The sequence below is a fragment of the Aestuariibaculum scopimerae genome (assembly GCF_059428085.1).
This window is the reverse complement of record NZ_CM182089.1, coordinates 2536871-2562748: the sequence shown is the minus strand read 5'-3', so window position 1 is coordinate 2562748 and position 25878 is coordinate 2536871. Positions and strand designations below refer to the sequence as shown.

Below are 25878 nucleotides of genomic sequence, written 5' to 3'. Positions count from 1 at the left end.
AGCCTATTAATTTAAACTTGCTAAACTTGCTTTTAAGGTTTCTATTTTAGCCAAGGCATCGGCTTCTTTTTTCCTTTCTGAAGCAACGACTTGTTCCGGAGCGCCTGCAACGAAACGTTGGTTGGCTAGTTTCTTTTGTACAGATTTTAGAAACCCTTCGGTATATGTAAGTTCTTCGGTGAGTTTTTTAATTTCAGCCTCAACATCTATACTTCCTGCCATAGGAATAAAATACTCATTGGATTTTACCCGAAATGTCATGGCGCCCTCTAAGGCATCTGAAACGTATTCTAAACTTTCTAAATTACCCAGTTTTATGATAATACTATCAAAAGTGGACGCAACATTTTCATTGTTTATGACTGAAAAACCGATACGATCTTTAAAGGCTATGTTTTTTTCTTTACGAATGTTTCTAATACCTGAAATAACTTCAGAAGCAAATTCAAACTCGGTAATTAGTGTTTCGTTAACTGGTCTCGTTTCGGGCCATTGGGCTACAATAAGAGCCTCTTCTGGTGTGCGTTCTGCTATATAATGCCAAATATCTTCTGTTAAGAATGGCATAAACGGGTGCACTACTTTTAAGTTAGCTTCAAAAATACTTATAATGGCATTGTAAGTTGTAGCATCGATGGGTTGTTGGTAAGCTGGTTTTACCATTTCCAGTAACCAACCACAAAAGTCATCATAAATTAACTTATAGGTTGCCATTAGCGCATCGCTTAATCGATACTTGCTAAAATGGTCTTCAATTTCCAATAAGGCTTTTTGAAATTTTGATTCGTACCAAGCTATTGCGGTTTTACTGGATTTGGGTTGTTCAATAGTATTATTAACATCCCAACCATCAACCAGTCGGTAAGCATTCCATATCTTATTACCAAAGCCTTTACCTTGTTGGCACAAGGCTTCATCAAACATTAAATCGTTACCAGCAGCACTGCTTAATAACAATCCTACTCGAACACCATCGGCACTGTAGGTATCAATAAGTTTTAAGGCGTCTGGTGAGTTCCCAAGGGATTTACTCATTTTGCGCCGCTGCTTATCCCGCACCAAACCTGTTAAATAGACATTGTTAAAGGGTTTTTGGCCTTTGTATTCATAACCTGCAATAATCATACGGGCTACCCAAAAGAACAAAATATCGGGTCCTGTTACCAAATCGTTAGTAGGATAGTAATATTTTATATCGGCATTATCGGGGTTTCTAATACCATCAAATACACTCATGGGCCATAACCAGGATGAAAACCATGTATCTAGGGCATCCGTATCTTGGCATAGGTTTTTGGCTGTTAGTTGCTGGTTGTTGGTTTTTTGTTTTGCAAGTTCTACGGCTTCATCAATAGTTTCGGCCACTACAAAATCTTCTTTTCCGTCACCATAATAGTAGGCTGGTATTTGCTGCCCCCATAGTAATTGACGAGAAATATTCCAATCGCGAATGTTTTCCATCCAATGGCGATAGGTATTCTCAAATTTCTTTGGAAATAGCTTTATCTCTGGGTCGTTACCCAAAACGGCTTCTAAAGCCGGTTTTGCCAAAGCTTCCATCTTTAAAAACCATTGATCACTCAATCTTGGTTCTATAACCGCTTTGGTGCGTTCAGACGTTCCTACTTTATTAATATGGGTTTCTGTTTTAACCAAAGCTCCATTAGCTTCCAACTCTTTTACAATTTCCTTACGAACCACAAAACGGTCTTGACCTTCGTAATGCAATCCGAAACTATTTAAACTGGCATCATCGTTAAAAATATCAACAACCTCTAAATTGTGTTTATCGCCTAGGGTTTTATCGTTTTCATCATGGGCAGGGGTTACTTTTAAGCAACCTGTACCAAACTCCATATCTACATAATCATCTTCAATAATAGGAATAACGCGTTCACAAATTGGTACAATGGCTTTTTTGCCTTTAAGATGTGTAAAGCGTCCATCATTTGGATTAATACAAATGGCGGTGTCTCCAAAAATGGTTTCGGGTCGTGTTGTAGCAATGATCAATACATCATTACTACCTTCAATTTTATAATTTAAGTAATATAAGTTGCCTTGCTTTTCCTCATAGACCACTTCTTCGTCCGATAGCGTTGTTTTGGCTTCGGGGTCCCAATTTACCATACGATACCCTCTATAAATCAACCCTTTGTTGAATAAATCTACAAATACCTTGATAACGGCTTCTGACATATCGTCATCCATCGTAAATTTGGTTCTGTCCCAATCGCATGAACAACCTAACTTTTTAAGTTGTTCAAGTATAACACCTCCGTATTCATGGGTCCATTCCCAAGCATGCTTAAGGAATTCTTCACGGGTTAGATTATTTTTATCAATGCCCTGCTCTTTTAACTTGGCCACAACTTTGGCCTCGGTAGCAATAGATGCATGGTCTGTTCCTGGTACCCAACAAGCATTTTTTCCTTTTAAACGCGCACGGCGTATTAAAACATCTTGTATGGTATTGTTAAGCATATGCCCCATATGAAGCACCCCAGTAACGTTGGGCGGTGGAATAACTATGGTATACGGCTCTCTTGCATCGGGTTCTGAATGAAAATATTGGTGTTTCATCCAGTAATTATACCATTTGTTCTCTACCTGACTGGCATCATATTTTGAAGGCATCTGCATACTTTGGAATAGTTTTTGAACTTTGATTTGCAAAAGTACTTATATTTCTTTTTCTGTGAAAGCCATATTATGATAAGAATTGCTGGGCTTTATTTTACAGGTGAGAGAAATCATAAGAAAAGACATGAGGATTTTGACCGATTTTAGTGTGTTAATATATTTACCATTCGTCTAATAATTTTGTAGAATGTAGAAAAAGTAACTATGTTTGACATGCATAATGATGAAAAAAATGCATAATTTATGGGCGTATGCCATAAAAATGTTAAGAAAATTAATTAATGAAAATATAAAACCATGAAACAATTAATTACAATTTTATGTATCGGATTAATCAGTTTTTCTCTTAACGCCCAAGCGAAAATAGAGTTTAAAACAGACACCATTGATTATGGAACTATAGAAAAGGGTTCTGATGGTGTGCGTGTTTTTGAATTTACAAATACCGGTGATGCCCCTTTAATTATTTCTAAAGTGTCATCTAGTTGTGGTTGTACTATTCCTAAAAAACCTGAAGATCCTATTCTACCTGGTAAAACCGGACAGATTGAAGTTAAATATGATACTAATAGAGTAAACCCTATTAGAAAAACAATTACTGTTATATCTAATGCTGAAACCCCTACGGTGGCTTTAAAAATTAAAGGTGAAGTTGTAGACAGCAAAGACGGTAGTGTTCTTGAAAAGAAAGGTAAAAGTATTGTTCAGCAACAATAAATTAGTTATAATATAATTAATAGAAAAAGAGCCAATTTAACTTGGCTCTTTTTTTATAACGGATCTTTTAGGTTAAAATTGAAATATAAGCTTTTGCCCCCTCTTTCTACTTTTAGTTTTATGCGCGTGCCCGCATCGTCATAGAAAAAATGTGTTAATTGTTGCAAGGTATATTGATATGTTGACCGTCCGTTTATAGACAAAATAACGTCGTTTACTTTTAATCCTGCTTCGTAAGCTGGCGAATTTGTTCTTAACTCTACAATAGCATATGCTGGCTTTAATGCTACTTTATATTGGGTATCTATAATAAATTTATTGTGTTTAATGGCACTTTCACTTTGCTCTAATCCAGACCTTTCTGATGCTATCTTGTTATCCACCTCTTTCACTAAACGTACACCACTATGTTCTAACTCGATACCACTTTTGTTGTAGCTAAACTTTTCTTTGAAATAATGATTCTTTTTTAGTGTTATTATAGCTCTTTGATAATCAAAAATAATATTGAACCGTTTTAATATATTTCCAGCCAAACTGCCATTTCTACCCTTAAATTGCTTGGCTATTGTTATTGATGAAGCATCAGGATATGCAACATTTGCTTTTTCTAATTTAAAGCTCTTTAATGACAATCCATCTATTTTAGAGCGCTTTCCATATACACTGCCGCTTAAACCGTGGCCTAAAAAATCGTAAAAGAAATTGTTATTGGATTTAATTCCTAGGGAATCGTCTTCAAATAACCAAAGCGAGTCACTTCCACCCGAATCGATTAACAGTTTTATAGGGATATCTTTTTTATCCTTATGAACTACACCATTTATATAGGGTTTATTATTATAAAATTCTAAATTTAATTGTTCACACTTTCTACATTTTTTATATCTAAAAGCCTTAGGGTTTGTTAGTCTTACATATTTTCTAGAATAATTAATTTCAACTATTAAATCCTTAAACAAATCATACCCTATAATACCATGGATTAGTACTCCAAGTTTAGGTGAAAAGTTCATGTTATTATTGTTAATGGCATATAAATCTTGGCTAAATTTAATGGCATCGCCTATCTTTATAATATTATTGTCCGATTTCAATGCTTCCACAGATTCACCTTCGCCCAATCCTCTTAAAAAGATTTTTTCTGTATGCTTTATCTTTAAAGTGTCGGACACATTTAAGAAATTAAATATAATGGGCTTGCTTACACCGGTATCTAACACAAAAGATAGCTTAACACCATTAATTTCAACAGGGATAATAATTAAATTGTTTATAAGTTTAAATTTAATCTTATCAGACTGTCGCTTGTTTTGAACTATAAATTGGTCTTGGGGTAAAACAACCTGACTTAAAAAAAGAAATATGAAGCACGTAATGATTTTTTTCATAAAGGCATGCATGAACATTTATCTATTCAATTTACAAATCTTTAAAACACGGCATCTATTTTAGTCCGTTTTTTAAAAAAACTTTAAGATAATTTTCTCAACTTTGCGCCTTATACTAATAATAATGCCAACTATATCCAGAAAAGGGCAATTAATGCCCGAATCGCCAATACGAAAATTAGTTCCTTATGCCGAACAAGCCATAAGAGATGGAAAAACTATATATTATTTAAATATTGGGCAACCTGATATTAAAACCCCCGAAGTAGCCTTAGAGGCTGTAAAAAACAACGACATAGAGATACTTTCTTATTCTCGTTCTGAAGGATCTGACGACTATAGAAAAAAATTAGCGGCCTATTACAAAAAACATCAAATTAGTGTTTCACACAACGATATTATTGTAACAACTGGCGCTAGTGAAGCATTGTTGTTTTTGTTTAGTAGTATTATGGATCCCGAAGATGAAGTTATTGTATCAGAACCTTTCTATGCAAATTATTTAGCGTTCTCAACTGCTACAGGCGTTAATGTTGTTCCTGCTGTTTGTAGTATTGAAAACAATTTTGCTTTGCCTGATATAGCAACTTTTGAAAAGCTCATTACACCAAAAACAAAAGCAATACTAATATGCAATCCTGGAAACCCAACTGGATATTTGTATTCTGAAGATGAAATTAAAAAATTAGCCTCTTTAGCTAAAAAGCATGATCTGTTTTTAATTGCCGATGAGGTTTACCGTGAATTTGTCTATGATGGCAACACACATTATTCTGTTATGCAATTAGAAGGATTGGATGAAAACACCATAGTAATAGATTCTGTATCTAAGCGTTATAGCATGTGTGGAGCCCGTGTAGGATGTCTTATTTCTAGAAATAAAATTGTTATGCAAACGGTACTTAAGTTCGCGCAAGCACGTTTAAGTCCGCCTACTTATGCACAAATTGCCAGTGAAGCTGCTTTAGATACACCACAGAGCTATTTTGACAATGTTATTGCCGAATATGTGGAAAGAAGGGATATACTCATTAGCGAATTGCAAAAGATTGAAGGTGTAAAAGTAGGAAAACCAAAAGGCGCTTTTTACTGTATTGCAGAGCTACCAATAAAAAATTCTGATTATTTTGCACAATGGTTGTTAGAACATTTTGATTTTGACGGTGAAACTGTTATGGTTGCACCTGCTGGTGGGTTTTACTCGACCCCTGGTATTGGGTTAAACCAAGTTAGAATTGCCTATGTGCTTAATAAAGAAAGCTTGATAAAAGCTGTAAACATTATAAAAGAAGCTTTAAAAGTTTATAAAGATTAGTGCAAATAAAACAAAACATATCTTTAAAACCCTATAATACTTTTGGTATTGATGTTACTGCAAAATACTTTGTTTCGGTTGCTAGTATTAAAGACCTAAAAACTGTCTTAGACTTAAAAACCTATTCAAACAAACTTATTTTAGGTGGTGGTAGTAACATGCTACTTACGCAGAATTATGATGGGCTTATAATACATATAAACATTAAAGGTATTGAAGTTATAAGTGAGGATGCTAATTTTGCTTATATAAAAGCAAATGCTGGTGAAAACTGGCATGAATTTGTACTTTGGTGTATTGATAATAATTACGGGGGTATAGAAAACTTATCACTTATTCCTGGTAATGTTGGCACAGCGCCAATACAAAACATAGGTGCTTATGGTGTTGAATTAAAAGATACTTTTGAATCTTGTGAAGCTATTGCCATTGCTACTAAAACAATAAAAACATTTAAGAAAACAGACTGTAACTTCGATTATAGAAGCTCTGTTTTCAAACAAGAGGCTAAAGGACAATATATTATTACAAGTGTTACTTTTAAGCTTACAAGACACCACCATACATTACATATGGACTATGGTGCTATTGCGTCGCAATTAAAAACAATGCAAATAACCGCACCAGGCATAAAAGATGTATCCAATGCAGTAATTGCGATTAGAGAAAGTAAATTACCTAACCCAAAAATTATTGGAAACAGTGGTAGTTTCTTTAAAAACCCTATTGTTACTAAGCAACATTACAATGTATTGTTAGAAAACTTTAAAGATATTCCTGCTTATCCCGTCTTAGAAGAGCACATGAAAATTCCAGCTGGATGGCTTATTGAAAAAGCTGGGTTTAAGGGTAAGCGTTTTGGTGATTATGGTGTACATAAAAACCAGGCTCTGGTTTTGGTAAATTATGGCAATGCTACAGGAGCAGATATTCTAAAGCTTTCAAAATTAATCCAAGAAACTGTAAGACGTCTATTTGGTATTTATATTGAAGCAGAAGTAAATATTATATAATATATAAAAGAAATTTCTAACTTTGGTGTTTTTATACCATTAAAATTTTAACTTTTAATCTTGATTAAACTTGACATCTCCAATTGAAAAAGAAATAGTTGGCCTTTTGGAACGTAGTGATAAAAAAGCTATTTCCCTGCTATATGAAAACTATGCAGATTCTTTATATGGCGTTATAAAAAAGATTATATCAGACGATGATACTGCACAAGATGTTCTACAGGAAAGTTTTGTAAAAATATGGCGCTATTCAAAAAAATATGATGCAAGCAAAGCCAAGCTATTTACATGGTTATATAGAATTGCCTATAATACAGCCATAGATAAAGTTAGATCACAAAAAAATAAAAGCGGTAAAGAAGTCCAAATAGAAACTTCAATCGTATATAAGATATCAGCATTTGAACTAAATGAGGATGTTTTAGATATAAAAAAACACCTTAGTAGCTTAGATGAAAAATATAAAATAGTAATAAATGCACTCTTTTTTGAGGGCATGACACAACAAGAAGCCAGTGATGAACTAAATATTCCACTGGGAACTATAAAATCGAGATTAAAAATTGGATTACGTGAATTGAAAAAAATTTACAATCCTTAACTTAAAAACGTCATGAATGCGAAAATAACTACTTTTTTAAATTCTGGCCTATTAGAAAAATATCTTTTAGGTGAAACTACTGTTGCTGAAACAGAAAAGGTTGAAACCTATATTTCAAAATACCCAGAAGTACAAAATGCCTACAATACATTGCAATCCAATTTGGAAATAGTTGCCAAAAGCAATGCCGTAGAAGCTCCCAAAGGTATCTTAAACAAGATTTTAGATGAACTTGATGAGGCACCTGTAGTAAATATGAAATCTTCAAAGACCTATAAATCTTGGTACAAATATAGTATTGCAGCAAGCATTGCAGCTTTATTATTTGCCGGTACTTCATACATTTTTTACAATCAAAACAAGAAATTGAGTGAAGAAAACCAGATTGTAGTCGATGAGATTTTTGATTTACGTAGTGATATTGAAATGAATAATAAAAAGTTAGACGACATTATGCAACAATTTAAACAGCTTAATGACCCGGAAACTTATAAATACATTATGCAAGGTAACAATCGTGCTAAAAATTTAAAAACAGTTGCCTATATAAATACCAAAGAAAAGACCTCTATGATTGATGTAGTTTCTTTACCTCAACTGCCAGAAGAGCAATGTTACCAAATATGGGCAGAATTACAAGGTAAAATGGTTAGTTTGGGTATTTTAAGTGAAACAGACAGACAGCTTAAGGCCATTCCTTATACAGAAGATGCTCTTGCTTTAAATATAACAATTGAGCCCAAAGGTGGCAATACTACAGCTTCTTTAGATAATTCAGTAGCTGAAATAGATTTAAAATAACAAGTATATTATCTACAAAATCCCTCATGTAAAAAGCCCCACTTAAAATTAAGTGGGGCTTTTTATTATTTTATTGTCTTTAATTCATAAAAAGTTACTCTTTATCAAATAACGTTTTATGTATAAAACCTGCTACAATGGCTCCTGCAATAGGGGCTAACCAAAACAACCATAATTGTGCTGTAAAATCATATCCTGCAAATATTGCCTGACTTGTAGAACGAGCAGGATTAACCGATGTATTAGTAATAGGAATACTTATTAAGTGAATTAATGTCAACCCAAGACCAATAGCAATGGGAGCAAAACCTTTCGGTGCTCTTTCATTAGTACTTCCTAAAATTATTAATAAGAAAAATGCCGTTAAAACAAACTCAATTATTAATGCAGATGTCATAGAATAGCCATCAGGAGACAATTCACCATAACCATTTGCAGCAAAACCACCAACATTAACAAAGTCTGATTTTCCTGAAAAAATTAAATACAACACACTTGCAGCTGCAATTGCACCAATTAACTGAGCTACTATATAACCAATTAAGTTTTTAGCTTGAAACCTGCCTCCTGCCCATAAACCTAAAGATACGGCTGGGTTAAAATGTCCTCCAGAAATATGACCAACTGCAAAAACCATGGTCAACACGGTTAGACCAAAAGCTAATGCTACCCCTGCAAAACCAATACCTAGTTCTGGATAGCCTGCCGCGAAAATTGCACTTCCACAACCACCAAAAACTAACCAAAATGTCCCAAAAAACTCTGCAAATAATTTTTTCATGAAATAAAATTTTAAAGATTAACCAACTAAAGATAAGAATTATTGTAACGTAAAACTTTACAAAAATTAAATTTGAATTGTCACTATCTTATAATCTCGTTGTCAATTTATCTTTAAAAGCATTACCTTTGCATAAAATAAATTAACATGAAACTTCTTTTAATTACATTGGTATTATTGGGATTAGGAATTGCTGGAATTGCCATAAAAATATGGGCCAAAAAAGATGGCAAATTTGCTGGTACTTGCGCAAGTCAAAACCCAATGCTAAATAAAGATGGCGAAGCCTGTGGCTTTTGCGGCAAAACCCCCGATCAATTTGAAACCTGCAACGAAACACAACATTCATAATACTTTATGGGTTTACTTGATTTTTTATTCTACGCATTCTGTGCTGTAGTAACCATTCAAGTTATAGTTTATTTACTCATTTTTGGAAAGTTTGCTTTTTTTAAACCCAAAAAAAGACCGAAAAATAAAATACCCGTCTCCGTAATAATTTGTGCTAAGAACGAAGCTAAAAATCTACAGCGTTTTTTGCCTTCTATTTTATCACAAGACTATCCCGACTTTGAGGTTGTACTAATCAATGATGCTTCAAGTGACCACACACTTAAAGTTATGAAGCATTTCAAGGAACTTCACAACAATATTAAGATAGTGGATGTTAAAAATATTGAAGCCTTTTGGGGCAATAAAAAATATGCCTTAACACTTGGTATTAAAGCTTCTAAAAACGAGCACTTAATATTTACCGATGCTGATTGCATACCTGTTTCAAAATATTGGATACAAGATATTTGCGCACACTTCAACAACAAAAAATCCATTATTTTAGGTTACGGCGCCTATTCAAAAATCAAGAATTCATTTTTAAACAAACTCATTCGGTTTGAAACTTTAATTACCGCAGTCACCTATTTTTCCTTTACCAAAATGGGTATGCCGTATATGGGTGTTGGAAGAAACCTAGCGTACACAAAAAAAGAGTTTTTCAATGCCAATGGGTTTATCAAACATATAAAAGTGCGGTCAGGTGATGACGATTTATTTGTAAACCAAGTTGCTACAAAAAAAAATACCGCCATTTGTTTTTCTAGAAATAGTTTTACAACATCCATTCCAAAAACAACTTTTAAGGATTGGATAAAACAAAAAAGGCGCCATATCTCTACTGCAAAGCACTATAAATTGAGTCATAAAGTATTGTTGGCTTTACTATATTCAAATCAATTATTGTTCTGGTGTTTATCTGCTGTTTTATTAATGGCTATGCACTATTGGCAAATTGTGGTGGCATTGGTTTTAATCCGTATTACCGTTCAATATATAGTTATAGGGGTATCTTCAAAAAAACTAAACGAAACCGATTTGCTGGTTTTCATTCCTTTTTTAGAAGTTTTTTTAATTATAGTACAATTAACTATCTTTATAAATAATCTAATATCAAAACCAAGTCATTGGAAATAAGTGATGCCATTAAGCGAGCAAAAAAAAATGATCAAAAAGCGTTCAACTTTTTATTAGATACGTTTTGGGATGATGTTTATGGCTTTCAATTAAAGCGCATTGAAAATGAAAATGACGCCGAAGACATTACCATACAAACATTCTCTAGAGCTTTTGACAGGATAGAAACATTTGATGAATCCTACAAATTCAAAACATGGCTAATAACCATATCAAAGAATATACACATCGATTTATTGCGAAAAGAGAAGCATTCTATTTCCAAAATTATCTCCAATGATGATAAATCTGTCTATCAAATCTTAGATGAATCCCCTACACCAGAAGACAAGCTAATAACCGAGCAGAATTTAGCAAAATTACTGCGTGATGTTAAAAAATTAAAACCCCATTATCAAAACATCATAAACTTAAGGTACTTTCAGGAGTTAAGCTATAAAGAAATATCCATACAATTAAAAGAGCCTATAAATAATGTTAAAGTTAAATTGCTACGAGCTAAAAAATTATTAGCCAAAATTATCCAAGAGAATTAAATAAGAATGACAACTAAACTAAAAAACCTAGGCCCTGGCTTACTGTTTGCTGGTGCCGCTATTGGCGTATCACATTTGGTACAATCTACTCGTGCGGGTGCGAGTTTTGGCCTGGGGCTTATATGGGCCTTGTTTTTAGTAAATCTATTTAAATACCCATTTTTTCAATATGGCCCAAGGTATGCAACAGCTACTGGTGAAAGCTTATTAGATGGATACAAAAAGTTGGGCAAAGGTGTATTAACAACCTATTACATATTAAATTTCGCAACCATATTCACCATACAAACGGGTGTAACCATTGTTACCGCTGGCTTGGCCTCAAATTTATTTTCGGGCTTTGGTGCTTTAAATATTGGCCACGTATCTATAAGCAGTACCGAAACCTGGACCGTTATCATTCTTGTTGTTTGTTTTTCCCTTCTCATTATAGGCAAATACAAATTATTGGACAGATTAATGAAAATAATTGTCATTACATTAACCATTAGTACAATTGTTGCGGTTGGTATGGCGCTATCTAATAACCAAGAACACTTTTCAATGGTGCAGGTATTACCAATAGAACCTTTGGATATTGCCTTTTTAATAGCTTTTATGGGATGGATGCCCGCCCCACTGGATATCTCTATATGGCAATCGCTTTGGTCCATCGAAAAAAATCAAGACACAAACCAGTACACACCAAAATCTGCCCTTTTCGATTTTAATATTGGCTACGTAAGCACCATTATTTTAGGTTTAGGATTTTTGCTTTTAGGTGCTTTGGTAATGTATAGTAGCGGTGAAACATTTAGCGATTCTGCTAGTATATTCTCTAAACAATTAATTGAAATGTATACCAAGAACTTGGGTAATTGGGCCTACATTATTATTGGCATTGCAGCTTTTACAACCATGTTTAGCACAACATTAACAACTTTAGATGCATCACCTAGGGCTATGACCAAAGCAACCCAACTACTTTTTAAAAAATCTTCAAGGTTTGGTTATTTATTTTGGATGGTATTATTGACCATTGGAACTATTTTCATTTTCTTCTTCTGGGCTTCAGAAATGGGTTTTCTCATAAAAATAGCTACCATTCTATCCTTTATTACAGCGCCATTTTATGCCATCATGAATTATATATTAATATCAAGTAAGCATACACCCAAGGATTGGCATCCATCAAAATGGCTCCATATTTTAAGCTGGATGGGAATAGTCTTTTTAATAGGGTTTAGCATATGGTATCTAACTACTTTATAAGACCTTTTTAAAAGAATACTTTGTATCTTTGTGCTTTATTTTTTAGTATGAGTCCAGAAACAATTTCAAATACCTTACCAGAGCGACAAGCAAAACCCAAATGGCTGCGTGTAAAACTTCCAACAGGAAAAAAATACACAGAACTTAGAGGTTTGGTAGACAAATATAAACTTAACACCATTTGTACATCTGGCAGCTGCCCCAATATGGGCGAATGCTGGGGTGAAGGTACTGCTACATTTATGATCTTGGGAAATATATGTACCCGTTCATGTGGTTTTTGTGGTGTAAAAACAGGTCGCCCAGAAACTGTTGATTGGGATGAACCTGAAAAAGTAGCACGATCTATAAAGATCATGAATATTAAACATGCCGTTCTAACCAGTGTTGATAGAGATGATTTAAAGGATATGGGTAGTATTATGTGGGCAGAAACCGTTAAGGCAGTACGCAGAATGAACCACAATACCACATTGGAAACACTAATTCCAGATTTTCAAGGTATAGAAAAGCACATTGATAGAATTATAGATGTAGCACCGGAAGTAGTTTCCCATAATATTGAAACCGTTAGACGTTTAACTCGTGAAGTTCGAATTCAAGCACAATACGATAGAAGTATGGGGGTTTTAAAATATTTAAAGCAACAAGGACAACGTCGCACAAAATCGGGCATTATGTTGGGCTTGGGAGAAACTCGTGAGGAAGTTATTGAAACATTACAGGACCTGAAAGCCAATGATGTAGATGTAGTTACTATAGGGCAATACCTGCAACCTAGTAAAAGACACCTTCCTGTAAAACAGTTCATTACTCCCGATCAATTTAAGGAGTATGAAGACATAGGCTTAGAGTTAGGCTTCCGTCATGTAGAAAGTAGCGCATTGGTACGCTCTTCATATAAAGCTCAAAAACATATCAATTAGTTATGATTAATATTGCTATCAATGGCTTTGGTAGGATAGGTAGGCGTGTATTTAGGCTTCTACAGGATTATAATGATATACAAGTGGTAGCCATTAATGATCTAGCCGACGCCAAAACCTTAAGCCATTTGCTTAAATACGATAGTGTTCATGGAATTTTTAACAATTATGTTTCGTATGATGATGGGCATATTACGGTAAACGACAAAAATATACCCTTATTAAAGCACAAGCATCCTAAAAATGTTAACTGGAAGCCCTATAATATAGACTTTGTTGTTGAAGCTACTGGAAAGTTCAAAACAACAGCGCAGTTACAACATCATGTATCCAATGGGGCTAAATGTGTAATTCTAAGCGTTCCTCCTATTGATGATGATATAAAGACCATTGTTTTAGGTGTTAATGATACTATTATAGATGGTTCTGAGACCGTCATTTCAAACGCTTCATGCACTACAAACAATGCCGCACCTATGATTGACATTATAAACAAATTATGCGGTATTAACCAGGCCTATATTACAACTGTTCATTCCTATACAACAGACCAAAGCTTACATGACCAGCCACATCCAGATTTGCGAAGGTCTCGTGCAGCAAGCCAATCTATAGTCCCAACAACTACAGGAGCTGCCAAAGCATTAACAAAAATATTTCCAGAATTGTCCGAAGTCATAGGTGGTTGTGGTATTCGCGTACCCGTAATTAATGGTTCATTAACCGATATTACATTTAACGTAAAAAAACCTGTTAGCATAGAAACCATAAACAATACCTTTAAAGAAGCATCAAAAAACCATTATAAAGGTATTTTAGAGTACACCGAAGCACCAATAGTATCTATCGATATTGTAGGAAACACCCATTCCTGTATTTTTGATTCAGGTATGACATCCGTTATTGGAAACATGGTAAAAATTATAGGTTGGTACGATAATGAAACTGGTTATTCTAAAAGAATTATCGACCTAATATGCAATTTATCGGAAAAAAAGTGTGTTTTATCGATAAAATAATTATATTTGTCGGTAATAATTAATTAAAATGTCCCAAATTATACGCTACATATCCATTTTAATGATGTTATTAAGCATTAGTGTTTGGTCTCAAAAAACAATAGATGAAGACCCCGAACTAATACAAAATAACATTAATTACCGCATTGAGCAGTCTCAAACCGAGTTAGAGAACTACGATTATTTTAAAGCTCAAAAAAATCTAGATGAGGCCTTAGCATTGGCCGAAAAATTAGATAACAAAGAAAGTATTGGCCAAATTTATACTGTAAAAGGAAAGTTACAGCTTATTATAGAAGAAGAAGACAAAGCCATAAAGTCTCTTAACAAAGCCATTGAAGTACAACGCATTATTAATGACAACAAAAACTTAGGCCGGTCCTATAAAATTTTTGGTGATGTTTATTCTGCGAAAAAAGATTATTACCAAGCACTCGATTCGTATACGGCCGCTAAAACCAAGTTTGGAGAAGAAGGCTTAAATGCCGAGTTGGCAGAAGTGCTTCTATGTGAGGCAAAAACATTCTATTATTTAAAAAATTATAGAAAAGCCAGAGATATTATTGAACAATCATTAGCACTAGCCAAAAAGGAGAATCAATTACAAACCCAAAGTGATGCGTTAATCTACCAAAGTATTATTTACAACAAGCTTAACAATAATGAAAGAGCCCTTTCTATAGCCAATGAAGGTGTACAAATTGCAAAAGAACATAATTTTCTAAACACATTAGATGAGGGCTACTTAGTGCTTAGTAACATTTATAACGAAATAGAAGACTATAAACTTTCAAGAGAATATTTAAAGAAGCATATCGAGGTTTCAGATTCACTAGAAAACATAAAACGTTCAAACTCATCCAAAGCGCAAGAAACACAATATTTACTTAACGATGCCATTGAGAAGAACAATGAAATTGTAGAGAAGTTGGAACAAGCTGAAGACGACAAAAGTTTGGGCACCCTTATTTCCATTTTAAGTGTGGCGCTTATTACCATACTTTCGTTATTAACATTATCGCTATATAAAAACAACAATATCCGGTTAAAAACAAATAATATGCTCCACAAAAAGAATGGAGAACTTATTATTGCCAAAGAAAAAGCCGAATTAGCATCAAAAACAAAAGCTAATTTCCTATCTACAGTAACACACGAATTACGTACACCGCTTTACGCCGTTACTGGCTTAAGTAATATGCTTTTAGAAGAAAACCCAAAACCAGAGCAAATACAGCACCTAAAATCGTTAAAGTTTTCAGGAGACTATTTGTTAACGTTTATTAATGACATTCTTCAAATTAATAAAATTGAAGCTAATAAGGTTGATATAGAGCCAGAACCATTTAACCTTAAAAAGAAAATAAACAATATTGTTTTGGCCCTAAACAACTCGGCTCAAGACAATAATGTTAAAATACATTTAGAATACGATAAGAATTTGCCGGAGAACTTTATTGCCGATCAGTTAAAAATATCCCAAATCCTTATCAATCTAATAGGTAACTCCATTAAATTTACCAAAGATGGTGATATCTGGATTAGAATATACAAGATTGAAGAAAAAGGCAAAATTTACACCTTACGTTTTGAGGTTGAAGATAATGGCATAGGTATTAGCCAAGAAAAGCAAGAGAACATGTTTGAAAGTTTTTCTCAAGGGTCCATACAAATTAACCGAAAATATGGTGGTACCGGCTTAGGGCTTTCCATTGTAAAAGGCTTAATAGACATCTTGAAAGGACAGATTTATGTAAAAAGTGAATTGGACAAAGGAACTACCTTTTATTTTGAAATTCCTTTGGAGTATACAGCTACTAAAGAAGCAGCAGATAACAGCTCTAAAACTTACTTTAAAGGCGACACAAAAGATTTAGACCTTAAAAATGTTAAGATCTTAGTAGTAGAAGACAATAAAATAAACCAAATGATCACCAAAAAGATTTTAACTAAAATGAATCTTAAGTGTGATATTATAGATAATGGTGAAGATGCCGTAGATATGATAAAAGCCAATAAGTACGACATCATTCTTATGGATATTCACATGCCAGGTATTAGTGGTATAGAAGCAACTAAAATTGTACGATCGTTTGATAAAGAGCTTACCATTTTTGCCTTAACAGCTGTTACCATTGAAGATAAAATGCATGAGTTTGAAGAAGCTGGGTTTACCGATATTATCCCCAAACCATTTAAGCAAGAAGAATTCGAGAAAAAACTTTACAACGCCTTGGCATCAAACAAAAACAAGCCTACATCGGCTTAAGCCTTAACAAAGTCCTTAACAAGCTTGTTAAAAGTACCAGAATCAGTAACACGTGTTGTAATGGGTAAATAAAACAAGGTATCATTTAAGGATGTATAATGCCTAAGGCGCATAAAATCCTTTTCAGTAGTTACAATAAGCTTTCTTTTTTTCAATTCGGCTATATCTTGTTGCGAAAACTCGTGGTGGTCTTTAAAATTTAAATGCTCAAAAGCAAGGCCCTTCCGCTTTAAAAAGTCAACCAACACCCCCGCATTGGCAATCCCTGTTACCAAAGTAAAATCCTTTAGGTCCCCTATACTTTTAGTAGTTTCTAAAGAAAACAAGGTACTGGAATAAACAATACTACTAAAAAACACCCTTTGGTAAGGTTTAGGAGCAATCGCTTTAATAATACGTTGTTTATCAGAATCTGAAATTGTTTCAGGACATTTAGTAACAATAATAATCTGCGCCCTTTTAGCGCCGCTTCTTGGCTCACGCAAGTTGCCCGTGGGCAGCACCACATCATTCGTGTACATGTGGCCATAAGTAGTAAGCAATATATTCAAGCCTGCAGCCACTTTTCTATGTTGAAAAGCATCATCTAGCAAAACCACATCGGGCTCCCTTTCCATCATACGCAGTTGATTGATACCATGGGCCCTATCAGCATCAACCGCAACAACAATGTCATTTTTAAATTTATTGTAGAACTGAAAAGGCTCATCACCAATAGCCGCTGCCGTAGAAAATTCATTGGCCACTTGAAAACCTGTTGTCTTACGTTTGTACCCCCTACTTAAAGTCGCCACTAAATGATCCTTCTTAAGCAAATCAATCAAATATTCAATCATAGGGGTTTTACCCGTACCACCTACACTTAAATTGCCAACACATATTACGGGAAAGTCGTAGGATTGCGATTTTTTTATCCCCAAATCATAACACATATTCCGTAAATAAGTTGCAACATAATAAACAGGCACTAACGGAAAAGCTATTTTTCTAATTAACTTCATTACGGCTAAAGTAGAATATTTTATCTTTGGTACAAATAAAATATTTTATGATTGTTCAAGACATTATTGACCATTTAGAAGCACTTGCCCCTTTATCTTATGCCGAGGATTTTGACAATGTGGGCCTTTTAGTGGGCAATAAACATGCAAAAATAACTGGAGTACTAGTAACATTGGACACGCTTGAAGCCGTTGTAGATGAAGCCATTGAAAAGAACTGCAACCTCATTGTTAGCTTCCATCCTATCATTTTTAAGGGTTTAAAAAAACTTACAGGCAAGAGTTATGTAGAACGCGTGGTTATAAAAGCCATAGAAAACAATATTGCCATTTATAGCATACATACGGCTTTAGACAATGCATTACACGGCGTTAACGACATGATTTGTAATCAATTAAACCTTACAAAAAAACGTATTTTAATCCCACAATCTGAAACCATAAAAAAGCTAACTACCTATGTTCCAAAAAACGAGGCAGAAACATTGCGAGCTGCACTGTTTCAAGCTGGTGCAGGCAATATTGGTAATTATTCCAACTGCAGCTTTAATGTAGAAGGGCATGGTACTTTTAAAGGCAATACCAATACAAATCCCACCAAAGGGCAAAAAGGCACACTGCACACAGAAGAAGAAACCAAAATAACCGTAACGTTTCCAAAACATTTAGAACACAAAATTTTGCAGGCACTTTTTAAAACACATTCCTATGAAGAAGTGGCGTATGAAGTGATAACACTAGAAAACAAAAACCAAAATATAGGCATGGGCATGATAGGAAGTCTAGAATCTCCAATGGACGAATTACAGTTCCTAGACTATGTAAAAGCCAAAATGAACACCGAATGCATTCGTCATTCCCATTTTTTAAATAAAAAAGTACAACAAGTAGCCGTGTTGGGCGGATCGGGCAGTTTTGCCATCAATGCCGCTAAAGTAGCTGGCGCTGATGCTTTTATAACAGCCGATTTGAAATATCACGACTTTTTTACAGCCGAAAATAGCATCCTTTTAGCCGATATAGGACATTATGAAAGCGAGCAATTCACAAAAAACGGTTTAGTAGCGCATCTTACAAAAAAATTTACTAATTTTGCAATCATTTTATCAAACACAAATACCAATCCTGTTAAGTATTTTTAAAGTATGGCTAAAAATAAAGAAGTAACTGTAGAAGAGCGTTTAAGAGCTTTATACGATTTACAACTCATTGACTCACGTATAGATGAAATCAGAAATGTTCGCGGAGAACTTCCATTAGAAGTTCGTGATTTAGAAGATGAAGTTGCTGGACTGAACATTAGATTAGAAAAATTAGTTTCTAGCTTACAAGTTATCGATAACGACATTCTTTCTAAAAAAAATCTTATTGAAGAAGCTAAATCTTTAATAAAAAAGTACACAGAACAACAAAAAAACGTTAGAAATAACAGAGAGTATAATTCCTTAACCAAAGAAGTAGAGTTTCAAGAATTAGAAATTCAATTGGCAGAAAAGCACATCAAGGAATTTAAAGCACAGATTGAGCAGAAAAAAGAAGTGATTGCCGAAACCAAAGAGCGTTTAAAAGAACGCGAAAATCACTTAAAACATAAAAAAGGTGAGCTAGATGCCATTTTAGCTGAAACTGAAAAAGAAGAGCAAGCCTTAATTCAAAAATCTGAAGATTACAAAAATCAAATAGAATCTCGCTTAGTAGCCGCTTACAATAGAATTCGTAAGAACGTAAAAAACGGCTTAGCAGTGGTCCCCATTGAAAGAGGTGCTTCAGGTGGGTCTTTCTTTACAATTCCTCCACAAATTCAAGTAGAAATTGCTGCTCGTAAAAAAGTGATTACCGACGAACACAGTGGTCGTATTCTAGTAGATGCCCAATTGGCTGAAGAACAAAAAGAAAAAATGGAAAAACTGTTTTCCAAATTAGGATAAACCATATCCAAAAATATATATCAAAGGCCTTTACTTATTGTAAAGGCTTTTTTTATAACCTAACAGCAAGTCACTATCAACCTTTCAGCAACTTACTATTAACTTAAAAACAACTTACTATTAACTTAATAGCAACTTACTATTAAGTTAAAAACAAATTACTTTTAAACTTAGGGACAAATTACTTTTAAGCTTAAGAACAACTTACTTTTAAACTTGACAATTAAATACTATCTGTAATTTTAGAAAACCTTAACATAATCTTGTTAAGGTTTTTAAACATGTAGCGTCTAAACAACAAAAAAAATCATGAAACATATCATTGCTGCACTTGTTCTATCCCTTTTTATCAGTTGTCAAAATTCTGCCCAAAACAAAGCCAACCAAAATGCCGTTATCAATGCCAAACCAGTAGAAGTCCCTATTAAAGATGGTAAAGCCCGTGCTTACTTTGCTAGTGGGTGTTTTTGGTGTGTTGAGGCTATTTATGAAAGCGTTAAAGGCGTAGATGAAGTTATTAGTGGGTATTCTGGAGGCCACACCCAAAATCCAACATACGAAGCCAGCAATACAGGCAGAACAGGCCATGCCGAGTCCGTAGAGGTAATTTACAACCCGAACGTGGTAAGTTTTGCAACTTTGGTAGATGTTTATTTTGGTTCGCAAAATGTTACACAGGTTAATGGCCAGGGTAACGATATAGGTTCTCAATACCGGTCTATTATATTCTATCAAAATGAAGCACAAAAACAAATCATCCTAAAAAAGAAAGCAGCACTAGCCAAAAAATTAAATACCAACATTGCGGCTGAAGTGTATCCTTTTCAAAAATTTTGGGTTGCAGAAGATTATCATCAAAACTATGAACGTTTGCACCCTAACAACTCCTACATTAAAAATGTATCCATTCCCAGGCTAAATCGCTTTAAGGCTAAGTTTCCCCAGCTGTTGAAAGAATCACATTAAAAAATCCGAAAGGTTAAACTAAAACGTATATAAAGTGTACAAAGAAAATTCCACGTAAAGTGTCTCTATATATTTAAAGCCCTTCCGTTACTTTAGCGGAAGGGCTTTCTTTTGTTATCCCACAAAGTTTTTCTTTACATGCGAGCCATCGCAATAAGGTTTGTTTTTAGATTCACCACAACGACAAAATGCTGTCGTTCGGTTTTTAATTTCTTGGTTACCGTCCTTATGTGTTACATGCAATGTACCATAAACCAATAAAGGACCATTCTCCAAAACCTCAACTTTAGTTTTCAATATTTCGGCCGTCTTATCTTTTTTATCATTCATATAAAAGCTTAAAGCTCCTGATGGACATCTTTTTACTTGATCCACAATAGTTTCAGTCGTAGCTTTATCAATACGTACCCAAGGTCTTACCCCAGGCCTAAACACACTGGGCAATCCTTTTACACAGATGGCAGAATGGATACATTTTTTAGCATCCCAAACAACGGTAACTTCACCATTGGTATATTCCTTTACTTTGCTCATAAAAACAGTATTTATAGAAGTTTTTAAATATACGAAAAAATATTACCTACCAATATTAAGTGTCTTTTGTAACTTTATTTCTAACTTTAGAATGCTTATTTTTGTTTGAAACCTAAAAATAAAAAGCATTGTTTGATTATAAATTAGGGCTCAATTTTGCTATAGAACTAGACAAAAAAGACCCATTAGTCAATTATAGAAATTTATTCCATATCCCGAAAGATACCGCAGGTAATGAGGTTATTTATATGACGGGAAACTCCCTAGGCCTTCAGCCCACTTTAACAAGAACATATATCAATGAGATGCTGGACGATTGGGCCCGTTTAGGTGTTGAAGGCCATACCGAAGCCAAACACCCTTGGCTACCTTATCATGAGCTTTTAACCCATAGCATGGCACATGTTGTGGGTGCTAAACCCATTGAAGTGGTTGTAATGAACACGCTAACTACCAATCTGCATCTCATGATGGTTTCGTTTTACCAACCTACTAAAGACCGTTATAAGATACTGATTGAATCGGATGCCTTTCCTTCGGATAAGTATGCCGTAGAGTCGCAGTTACGCCACCATGGCTACGATGATAAAACGGGTGTTATACTTTGGAAACCCCGTGAAGGTGAAGAATTACTACGATATGAGGATTTGGAAACGATCATGGAAGAACACGGTGAAACGATTGCCCTTATTATGGTTGGTGGTGTTAATTATTACACAGGGCAGTATTTTGATTTAAAACGCATTACCACACTGGGGCACAAGTATGGGTGTAAAGTGGGTTTTGATTGTGCACATGGCGCTGGAAATGTGGCTTTGAATCTGCATCATTCAGGTGCCGACTTTGCAGTATGGTGTACCTATAAGTATTTAAATTCTGGGCCAGGAAGTTTAGGCGGCTGTTTTGTACATGAGCGCCATGCCCACGACAAAACCTTAAACCGATTTACGGGTTGGTGGAGCCATAACAAACAGACCCGTTTTAATATGCGAGGTGCGTTTGACCAGTTACCTGGTGCTGAAGGTTGGCAATTAAGTAATCCGCCCATACTATCTATGGCAGCCATTCGGGCTTCATTAAATTTATTTGAGGAAGTGAGCATAAAAACATTAACCAAAAAATCAAGAAAACTAACGGGGTATTTAGAATTTCTTTTAAAAACTTTGGGTGAAGATACCATTAGAATAATTACCCCCGCTAATCCTGACGAACGTGGGTGCCAACTTTCTATTCAAGTAAAAAATGCCGATAAGGCATTACATGATAAGCTAACCCAAGCTGGCGTAATTAGCGACTGGCGCGAACCTGATGTAATTCGTTGTGCCCCAACGCCCTTTTACAATTCCTTTAAAGATGTTTATGAATTAGTGGAACGCTTAAAACAAGTTTTAAATGCCTAAACAGCAAAACATATTAATTATTGGTGCTGGACTTTGTGGCAGTTTATTGGCACTGCGTTTGGGGCAACGGGGGTATCATGTTACCGTTTATGAAAAGCGCCCCGATTTACGGAAAGTCAATTTAGATTCCGGACGCTCCATAAACTTAGCTTTTTCCAATAGAGGTAATAAAGCCATGAAACTTGTGGGCATAGCAGAAAAAGTAAAAGCACTCTGTATTCCCATGCATGGGCGCATGCTTCATGATACAGAAGGCCAAACCATTTTGGCTCCTTATAGTGGTAAAGAACATGAATACATTAACTCTATTTCCAGAAGCCAATTAAACGCATTACTCTTGGATGAGGCCGAAACCCATAAAAATGTTACCATCCACTTTAATAAAAAATGTAAGTCGGTCGACTTCGAAAATACCACAGCTCTATTTTACGATTACGAAACCAAAAGTGAGTTTGTAGAAGATGCCGATGTTATTTTTGCTACCGATGGTGCAGGTTCAGCCATGCGCAAAAGTTACTTTTTGGGCAAAAAATTCCTGTTTAGTTTCTCGCAACAGTATTTAACACACGGCTATAAAGAATTGAGCATTTTGCCAACAGAAACAGGTGGTTACAAAACCTATAAAAACGCCTTACACATTTGGGGTCGTGATGCTTTTATGCTCATTGCGCTTCCCAATATGGATGGTAGCTTTACCGTTACCCTCTTCCTAAGCTATGATGAAGGCAAATACAATTTTAACAACTTAACATCTAAAGCACGTGTTATAGATTTCTTTAGCACCTATTTTAAGGATGCTTTGGACTTGATGCCCAATTTGGCCGACGATTTTTTTAAAAATCCAACATCACCTTTAGGTACTGTAAAATGTTCGCCCTGGCATTACAAAGGCAATACCATGCTTATGGGAGATGCCGCCCATGCTATTGTACCGTTTTACGGACAAGGAATGAACGCCTCCTTTGAGGATGTTGTTGAGTTTGACACTGTATTAGAAACTCACAACCCACCAACAAGCAAAAGCGATTGGGAAACCCTGTTTAAAACCTACGAAAGGAAGCGAAAAAAAGACACCGATGCCATAGCAGATTTGGCCATTGACAATTTTCATGAAATGAAAGGCCATGTAAACCATGTTATGTTTAGAGAAAAACGTAACTTAGAAATGGCTTTAGAAAAACAATTCCCAAAGGATTACGCCTCTAAATATTCTTTGGTAACCTTTAATGAAGGCATTGGCTATCGGGAAGCCATGCTAAAGGGAAGGGCCCAAGATAAGGCCATTTTAAATATGCTAGCTGATAAGAAAATTGATTTAAATGATGATTTAAAAATAACCCTAGCAAAAATAAAAGAAGAAACCAACGCCATTCTAGAAGATGATAGAATTGCGGGACTAAAATGATAATTATGGACAAACCCGTTACGCCCAGAGGTGCTTATCCGCACACCAAACGTGTTGGAGATTTTATATTTGTTTCTGGTACCAGTTCCAGACGCACAGATAATTCCATTGCTGGGGTGGATATAATTGATAACATGGGAACAAAGCATTTAAATATTGAAACACAAACCCGGGAGGTACTGCTTAACATTGAAAAAAATCTCGCAAAAGAAAGTGCTACGTTAAAGGATGTTGTAGATATAACGACATTCTTGGTAAATATGAATGACTTTGCAGGCTATAATAAAGTGTATGCTGAATTCTTTGATAAAGAAACAGGACCTACACGAACCACAGTTGCCGTACACCAATTGCCCCATCCAGATTTAGTAATAGAAATAAAGGTTATGGCTTATAAAAAATTATAATGCTTAAAATTCAAAACTACATAAACGGTAATTTTCACGATCCATTACATGATGCGTGGCTAGACAACTATTGTCCTTCTGATGGTACAGTTTACGGGAAAACGCCAAATAGTTCTAAAGCTGATGTAGAAAATGCTTATATCGCAGCAAAATCGGCCTTTCCTAGTTGGTCTCAAACACCTGTAGAAGAGCGCAGTAGAATCCTTATAAAAATCTCAGAATCGTTAGAGTTTCACTTAAAGCAATTTGCCGAAGCCGAAAGTAAAGACAATGGCAAACCCTACCAACTGGCTAAAACTGTAGATATCCCAAGAGCAGCAAGTAACTTTCGCTTTTTTGGAAATGCCATCACGCAATTTGCCAGCGAAAGTCATGAAAGTGTAGGCCTAAATGCTGTTAACTATACCTTACGCCAACCCATTGGTGTTGTAGGGTGCATTTCTCCATGGAACCTTCCACTCTATTTATTTACTTGGAAAATTGCACCAGCCCTAGCTGCAGGCAATTGTGTTGTTGCTAAACCCAGTGAAATTACACCTATGACAGCCTATTTACTGGGCGGTATTTGTAATGAAATTGGTTTGCCAAAAGGCGTATTAAATATTGTACATGGCTTAGGTACAACAACAGGACAAGCCATTATTGAGCATCCAGACATTAAGGCCATTTCATTTACAGGGGGTACAACTACGGGAGCACATATTGCTAAAATAGCTGCTCCCATGTTCAAGAAACTTTCGTTGGAGTTAGGCGGTAAAAACCCTAATATTATTTTTGCCGATTGCGATTATAAAGACATGTTAGAAACAACAGTACGGTCGTCATTTTCCAATCAAGGCCAAATTTGTTTATGTGGTAGCCGTATTTTTGTTGAAGCATCTATTTATGAAAGATTCAAAACAGATTTTATTGAAAAAGTAAAACAACTGCAGGTGGGGCACCCATCAGATAAAGAAACAGATATTGGTGCATTGGTCTCAAAATCACATCTAGAAAAAGTATTGAGCTACATAGAAATTGCTAGAAAAGAAAATGGTATTGTCCTTTATGGAGGTAAAAAAGCAACCGTTAAGGGTTACGAAAACGGCTATTACCTAGAGCCCACTATTATAGAAGTACCAACCCATGAATGCCGAATAAACCAAGAAGAAGTATTTGGTCCCGTAGTAACCATCATGCCTTTTAATACTGAAGACGACGCACTGCAAATGGCCAATAAAGTAAAATATGGTCTATCGGCAACGCTCTGGACCAACAATTTAAAACGTGCCATGCAAATGAGCAATCAGCTACAAGCTGGCATTGTTTGGGTAAACACTTGGATGCTTCGCGATTTGAGAACGCCTTTTGGTGGCACCAAATCATCTGGGGTGGGTCGTGAAGGTGGTTTTGAGGCTTTACGCTTTTTTACAGAGGCAAAAAATGTTTGTATTAAATATTAAAAAGATTTAAAGATTAAATAACTTTAATTATGATTACTAACTTTACATACTCTAAGTATTAT

24 protein-coding genes are annotated in these 25878 nt (G+C 35.0%); 19 read left to right on the top strand and 5 right to left on the bottom strand.

Features of this window, described 5'->3' with window-relative positions:
• Positions 1-6 precede the first annotated feature (6 nt).
• The gene (locus AC5SR4_RS11095) at positions 7-2643 is read right to left on the bottom strand and encodes a valine--tRNA ligase (RefSeq protein ID WP_495356313.1); all 2637 of its coding nucleotides are present in this window, start codon (positions 2641-2643) and stop codon (positions 7-9) included.
• Between the two features lie 297 nt (positions 2644-2940).
• On the opposite strand from AC5SR4_RS11095, the gene AC5SR4_RS11090 reads away from it, so the two are divergent.
• Positions 2941-3360 carry a DUF1573 domain-containing protein gene (locus tag AC5SR4_RS11090; protein WP_495356312.1) on the top strand — a complete coding sequence of 140 codons (420 nt, stop codon included), beginning with the start codon at positions 2941-2943 and terminating at the stop codon, positions 3358-3360.
• 53 nt (positions 3361-3413) lie between these two features.
• Here AC5SR4_RS11090 and AC5SR4_RS11085 read toward each other — a convergent pair whose 3' ends face one another.
• Complete coding sequence (locus AC5SR4_RS11085; protein ID WP_495356311.1) at positions 3414-4751, bottom strand: retropepsin-like aspartic protease; 1338 nt, start codon at positions 4749-4751, stop codon at positions 3414-3416.
• A gap of 124 nt (positions 4752-4875) precedes the next feature.
• Here AC5SR4_RS11085 and AC5SR4_RS11080 point away from each other — a divergent pair, with 124 nt between their 5' ends.
• The 4 genes from AC5SR4_RS11080 (at position 4876) to AC5SR4_RS11065 (ending at position 8481) form a co-directional block, all read left to right on the top strand.
• Complete coding sequence (locus tag AC5SR4_RS11080; RefSeq protein ID WP_495356310.1) at positions 4876-6066, top strand: pyridoxal phosphate-dependent aminotransferase; 1191 nt, start codon at positions 4876-4878, stop codon at positions 6064-6066.
• Positions 6066-7079 carry a UDP-N-acetylmuramate dehydrogenase gene (murB, locus tag AC5SR4_RS11075; protein WP_495356309.1) on the top strand — a complete coding sequence of 338 codons (1014 nt, stop codon included), beginning with the start codon at positions 6066-6068 and terminating at the stop codon, positions 7077-7079. The genes AC5SR4_RS11080 and murB overlap by 1 nt, the downstream gene beginning before the upstream one ends.
• A gap of 70 nt (positions 7080-7149) precedes the next feature.
• Positions 7150-7680: an RNA polymerase sigma factor gene (locus AC5SR4_RS11070; protein ID WP_495356308.1), complete on the top strand. Its 531-nt coding sequence runs from the start codon at positions 7150-7152 to the stop codon at positions 7678-7680.
• 12 nt (positions 7681-7692) lie between these two features.
• Positions 7693-8481, top strand: a complete 789-nt coding sequence (locus tag AC5SR4_RS11065) for an anti-sigma factor domain-containing protein (RefSeq protein WP_495356307.1) — start codon at positions 7693-7695, stop codon at positions 8479-8481.
• Positions 8482-8575: 94 nt separating this feature from the next.
• Here AC5SR4_RS11065 and aqpZ read toward each other — a convergent pair whose 3' ends face one another.
• Complete coding sequence (gene aqpZ, locus AC5SR4_RS11060; RefSeq protein ID WP_495356306.1) at positions 8576-9262, bottom strand: aquaporin Z; 687 nt, start codon at positions 9260-9262, stop codon at positions 8576-8578.
• A gap of 147 nt (positions 9263-9409) precedes the next feature.
• Here aqpZ and AC5SR4_RS11055 point away from each other — a divergent pair, with 147 nt between their 5' ends.
• From AC5SR4_RS11055 to AC5SR4_RS11025, 7 genes are read left to right on the top strand one after another with little or no spacing between them, the layout of a single operon-like run.
• Positions 9410-9613, top strand: a complete 204-nt coding sequence (locus AC5SR4_RS11055) for a membrane or secreted protein (protein ID WP_495356305.1) — start codon at positions 9410-9412, stop codon at positions 9611-9613.
• 6 nt (positions 9614-9619) lie between these two features.
• On the top strand, positions 9620-10732 hold the full coding sequence (locus AC5SR4_RS11050) for a glycosyltransferase (RefSeq protein WP_495356304.1): 1113 nt from the start codon (positions 9620-9622) through the stop codon (positions 10730-10732).
• A complete protein-coding gene (locus tag AC5SR4_RS11045; protein WP_495356303.1) occupies positions 10723-11268 on the top strand; it encodes an RNA polymerase sigma factor in 546 nt (181 codons plus the stop codon). Before AC5SR4_RS11050 ends, AC5SR4_RS11045 begins: the two co-directional genes overlap by 10 nt.
• A 6-nt stretch (positions 11269-11274) precedes the next feature.
• Positions 11275-12519, top strand: coding sequence for an NRAMP family divalent metal transporter (locus AC5SR4_RS11040; protein WP_495356302.1), 1245 nt, complete (start codon positions 11275-11277; stop codon positions 12517-12519).
• Between the two features lie 47 nt (positions 12520-12566).
• Positions 12567-13445: a lipoyl synthase gene (gene lipA, locus AC5SR4_RS11035; RefSeq protein WP_495356301.1), complete on the top strand. Its 879-nt coding sequence runs from the start codon at positions 12567-12569 to the stop codon at positions 13443-13445.
• A gap of 2 nt (positions 13446-13447) precedes the next feature.
• Entirely contained in the window at positions 13448-14464 is a 1017-nt protein-coding gene (gap, locus tag AC5SR4_RS11030; protein ID WP_495356300.1) for a type I glyceraldehyde-3-phosphate dehydrogenase, read from the top strand.
• A gap of 28 nt (positions 14465-14492) precedes the next feature.
• Positions 14493-16733: an ATP-binding protein gene (locus AC5SR4_RS11025; protein WP_495356299.1), complete on the top strand. Its 2241-nt coding sequence runs from the start codon at positions 14493-14495 to the stop codon at positions 16731-16733.
• Here AC5SR4_RS11025 and lpxK read toward each other — a convergent pair.
• Entirely contained in the window at positions 16730-17734 is a 1005-nt protein-coding gene (gene lpxK, locus AC5SR4_RS11020; protein WP_495356298.1) for a tetraacyldisaccharide 4'-kinase, read from the bottom strand. The genes AC5SR4_RS11025 and lpxK overlap by 4 nt on opposite strands.
• A gap of 47 nt (positions 17735-17781) precedes the next feature.
• On the opposite strand from lpxK, the gene AC5SR4_RS11015 reads away from it, so the two are divergent.
• The 3 genes from AC5SR4_RS11015 to msrA all read left to right on the top strand — a co-directional run bounded on the left by AC5SR4_RS11015 (position 17782) and on the right by msrA (position 20628).
• Positions 17782-18876, top strand: a complete 1095-nt coding sequence (locus AC5SR4_RS11015; protein ID WP_495356297.1) for a Nif3-like dinuclear metal center hexameric protein — start codon at positions 17782-17784, stop codon at positions 18874-18876.
• Between the two features lie 3 nt (positions 18877-18879).
• Positions 18880-19662 (top strand): zinc ribbon domain-containing protein, encoded by a 783-nt coding sequence (locus AC5SR4_RS11010; protein ID WP_495356296.1) that lies wholly within the window; start codon positions 18880-18882, stop codon positions 19660-19662.
• Between the two features lie 309 nt (positions 19663-19971).
• Positions 19972-20628, top strand: coding sequence for a peptide-methionine (S)-S-oxide reductase MsrA (gene msrA / locus AC5SR4_RS11005; RefSeq protein WP_495356295.1), 657 nt, complete (start codon positions 19972-19974; stop codon positions 20626-20628).
• A gap of 114 nt (positions 20629-20742) precedes the next feature.
• On the opposite strand, the gene AC5SR4_RS11000 is transcribed toward msrA, so the two are convergent.
• Positions 20743-21162 carry a (4Fe-4S)-binding protein gene (locus tag AC5SR4_RS11000; protein ID WP_495356294.1) on the bottom strand — a complete coding sequence of 140 codons (420 nt, stop codon included), beginning with the start codon at positions 21160-21162 and terminating at the stop codon, positions 20743-20745.
• A gap of 128 nt (positions 21163-21290) precedes the next feature.
• On the opposite strand from AC5SR4_RS11000, the gene kynU reads away from it, so the two are divergent.
• The 4 genes from kynU to AC5SR4_RS10980 are packed head-to-tail and all read left to right on the top strand — an operon-like array spanning position 21291 to position 25816.
• Positions 21291-22562 (top strand): kynureninase, encoded by a 1272-nt coding sequence (gene kynU, locus AC5SR4_RS10995; RefSeq protein ID WP_495356293.1) that lies wholly within the window; start codon positions 21291-21293, stop codon positions 22560-22562.
• Complete coding sequence (locus AC5SR4_RS10990) at positions 22555-23967, top strand: FAD-dependent oxidoreductase (RefSeq protein WP_495356292.1); 1413 nt, start codon at positions 22555-22557, stop codon at positions 23965-23967. Before kynU ends, AC5SR4_RS10990 begins: the two co-directional genes overlap by 8 nt.
• Positions 23968-23972: 5 nt before the next feature.
• Positions 23973-24374 (top strand): RidA family protein, encoded by a 402-nt coding sequence (locus AC5SR4_RS10985; RefSeq protein ID WP_495356291.1) that lies wholly within the window; start codon positions 23973-23975, stop codon positions 24372-24374.
• A complete protein-coding gene (locus AC5SR4_RS10980) occupies positions 24374-25816 on the top strand; it encodes an aldehyde dehydrogenase (protein ID WP_495356290.1) in 1443 nt (480 codons plus the stop codon). The genes AC5SR4_RS10985 and AC5SR4_RS10980 overlap by 1 nt, the downstream gene beginning before the upstream one ends.
• Positions 25817-25878: the final 62 nt, after the last annotated feature.

What these genes read in the sequence shown, in the direction of transcription:
- AC5SR4_RS11095 (WP_495356313.1), bottom strand. Translation starts at nt 2,643, where the DNA reads ATGCAGATGCCTTCAAAATATGATGCCAGTCAGGTAGAGAACAAATGG.
- AC5SR4_RS11090 (WP_495356312.1), top strand. Translation starts at nt 2,941, where the DNA reads ATGAAACAATTAATTACAATTTTATGTATCGGATTAATCAGTTTTTCT.
- AC5SR4_RS11085 (WP_495356311.1), bottom strand. Translation starts at nt 4,751, where the DNA reads ATGAAAAAAATCATTACGTGCTTCATATTTCTTTTTTTAAGTCAGGTT.
- AC5SR4_RS11080 (WP_495356310.1), top strand. Translation starts at nt 4,876, where the DNA reads ATGCCAACTATATCCAGAAAAGGGCAATTAATGCCCGAATCGCCAATA.
- AC5SR4_RS11065 (WP_495356307.1), top strand. Translation starts at nt 7,693, where the DNA reads ATGAATGCGAAAATAACTACTTTTTTAAATTCTGGCCTATTAGAAAAA.
- aqpZ (WP_495356306.1), bottom strand. Translation starts at nt 9,262, where the DNA reads ATGAAAAAATTATTTGCAGAGTTTTTTGGGACATTTTGGTTAGTTTTT.
- AC5SR4_RS11055 (WP_495356305.1), top strand. Translation starts at nt 9,410, where the DNA reads ATGAAACTTCTTTTAATTACATTGGTATTATTGGGATTAGGAATTGCT.
- AC5SR4_RS11050 (WP_495356304.1), top strand. Translation starts at nt 9,620, where the DNA reads ATGGGTTTACTTGATTTTTTATTCTACGCATTCTGTGCTGTAGTAACC.
- AC5SR4_RS11040 (WP_495356302.1), top strand. Translation starts at nt 11,275, where the DNA reads ATGACAACTAAACTAAAAAACCTAGGCCCTGGCTTACTGTTTGCTGGT.
- lipA (WP_495356301.1), top strand. Translation starts at nt 12,567, where the DNA reads ATGAGTCCAGAAACAATTTCAAATACCTTACCAGAGCGACAAGCAAAA.
- gap (WP_495356300.1), top strand. Translation starts at nt 13,448, where the DNA reads ATGATTAATATTGCTATCAATGGCTTTGGTAGGATAGGTAGGCGTGTA.
- AC5SR4_RS11025 (WP_495356299.1), top strand. Translation starts at nt 14,493, where the DNA reads ATGTCCCAAATTATACGCTACATATCCATTTTAATGATGTTATTAAGC.
- lpxK (WP_495356298.1), bottom strand. Translation starts at nt 17,734, where the DNA reads ATGAAGTTAATTAGAAAAATAGCTTTTCCGTTAGTGCCTGTTTATTAT.
- AC5SR4_RS11015 (WP_495356297.1), top strand. Translation starts at nt 17,782, where the DNA reads ATGATTGTTCAAGACATTATTGACCATTTAGAAGCACTTGCCCCTTTA.
- AC5SR4_RS11010 (WP_495356296.1), top strand. Translation starts at nt 18,880, where the DNA reads ATGGCTAAAAATAAAGAAGTAACTGTAGAAGAGCGTTTAAGAGCTTTA.
- msrA (WP_495356295.1), top strand. Translation starts at nt 19,972, where the DNA reads ATGAAACATATCATTGCTGCACTTGTTCTATCCCTTTTTATCAGTTGT.
- AC5SR4_RS11000 (WP_495356294.1), bottom strand. Translation starts at nt 21,162, where the DNA reads ATGAGCAAAGTAAAGGAATATACCAATGGTGAAGTTACCGTTGTTTGG.
- AC5SR4_RS10990 (WP_495356292.1), top strand. Translation starts at nt 22,555, where the DNA reads ATGCCTAAACAGCAAAACATATTAATTATTGGTGCTGGACTTTGTGGC.
- AC5SR4_RS10985 (WP_495356291.1), top strand. Translation starts at nt 23,973, where the DNA reads ATGGACAAACCCGTTACGCCCAGAGGTGCTTATCCGCACACCAAACGT.
- AC5SR4_RS10980 (WP_495356290.1), top strand. Translation starts at nt 24,374, where the DNA reads ATGCTTAAAATTCAAAACTACATAAACGGTAATTTTCACGATCCATTA.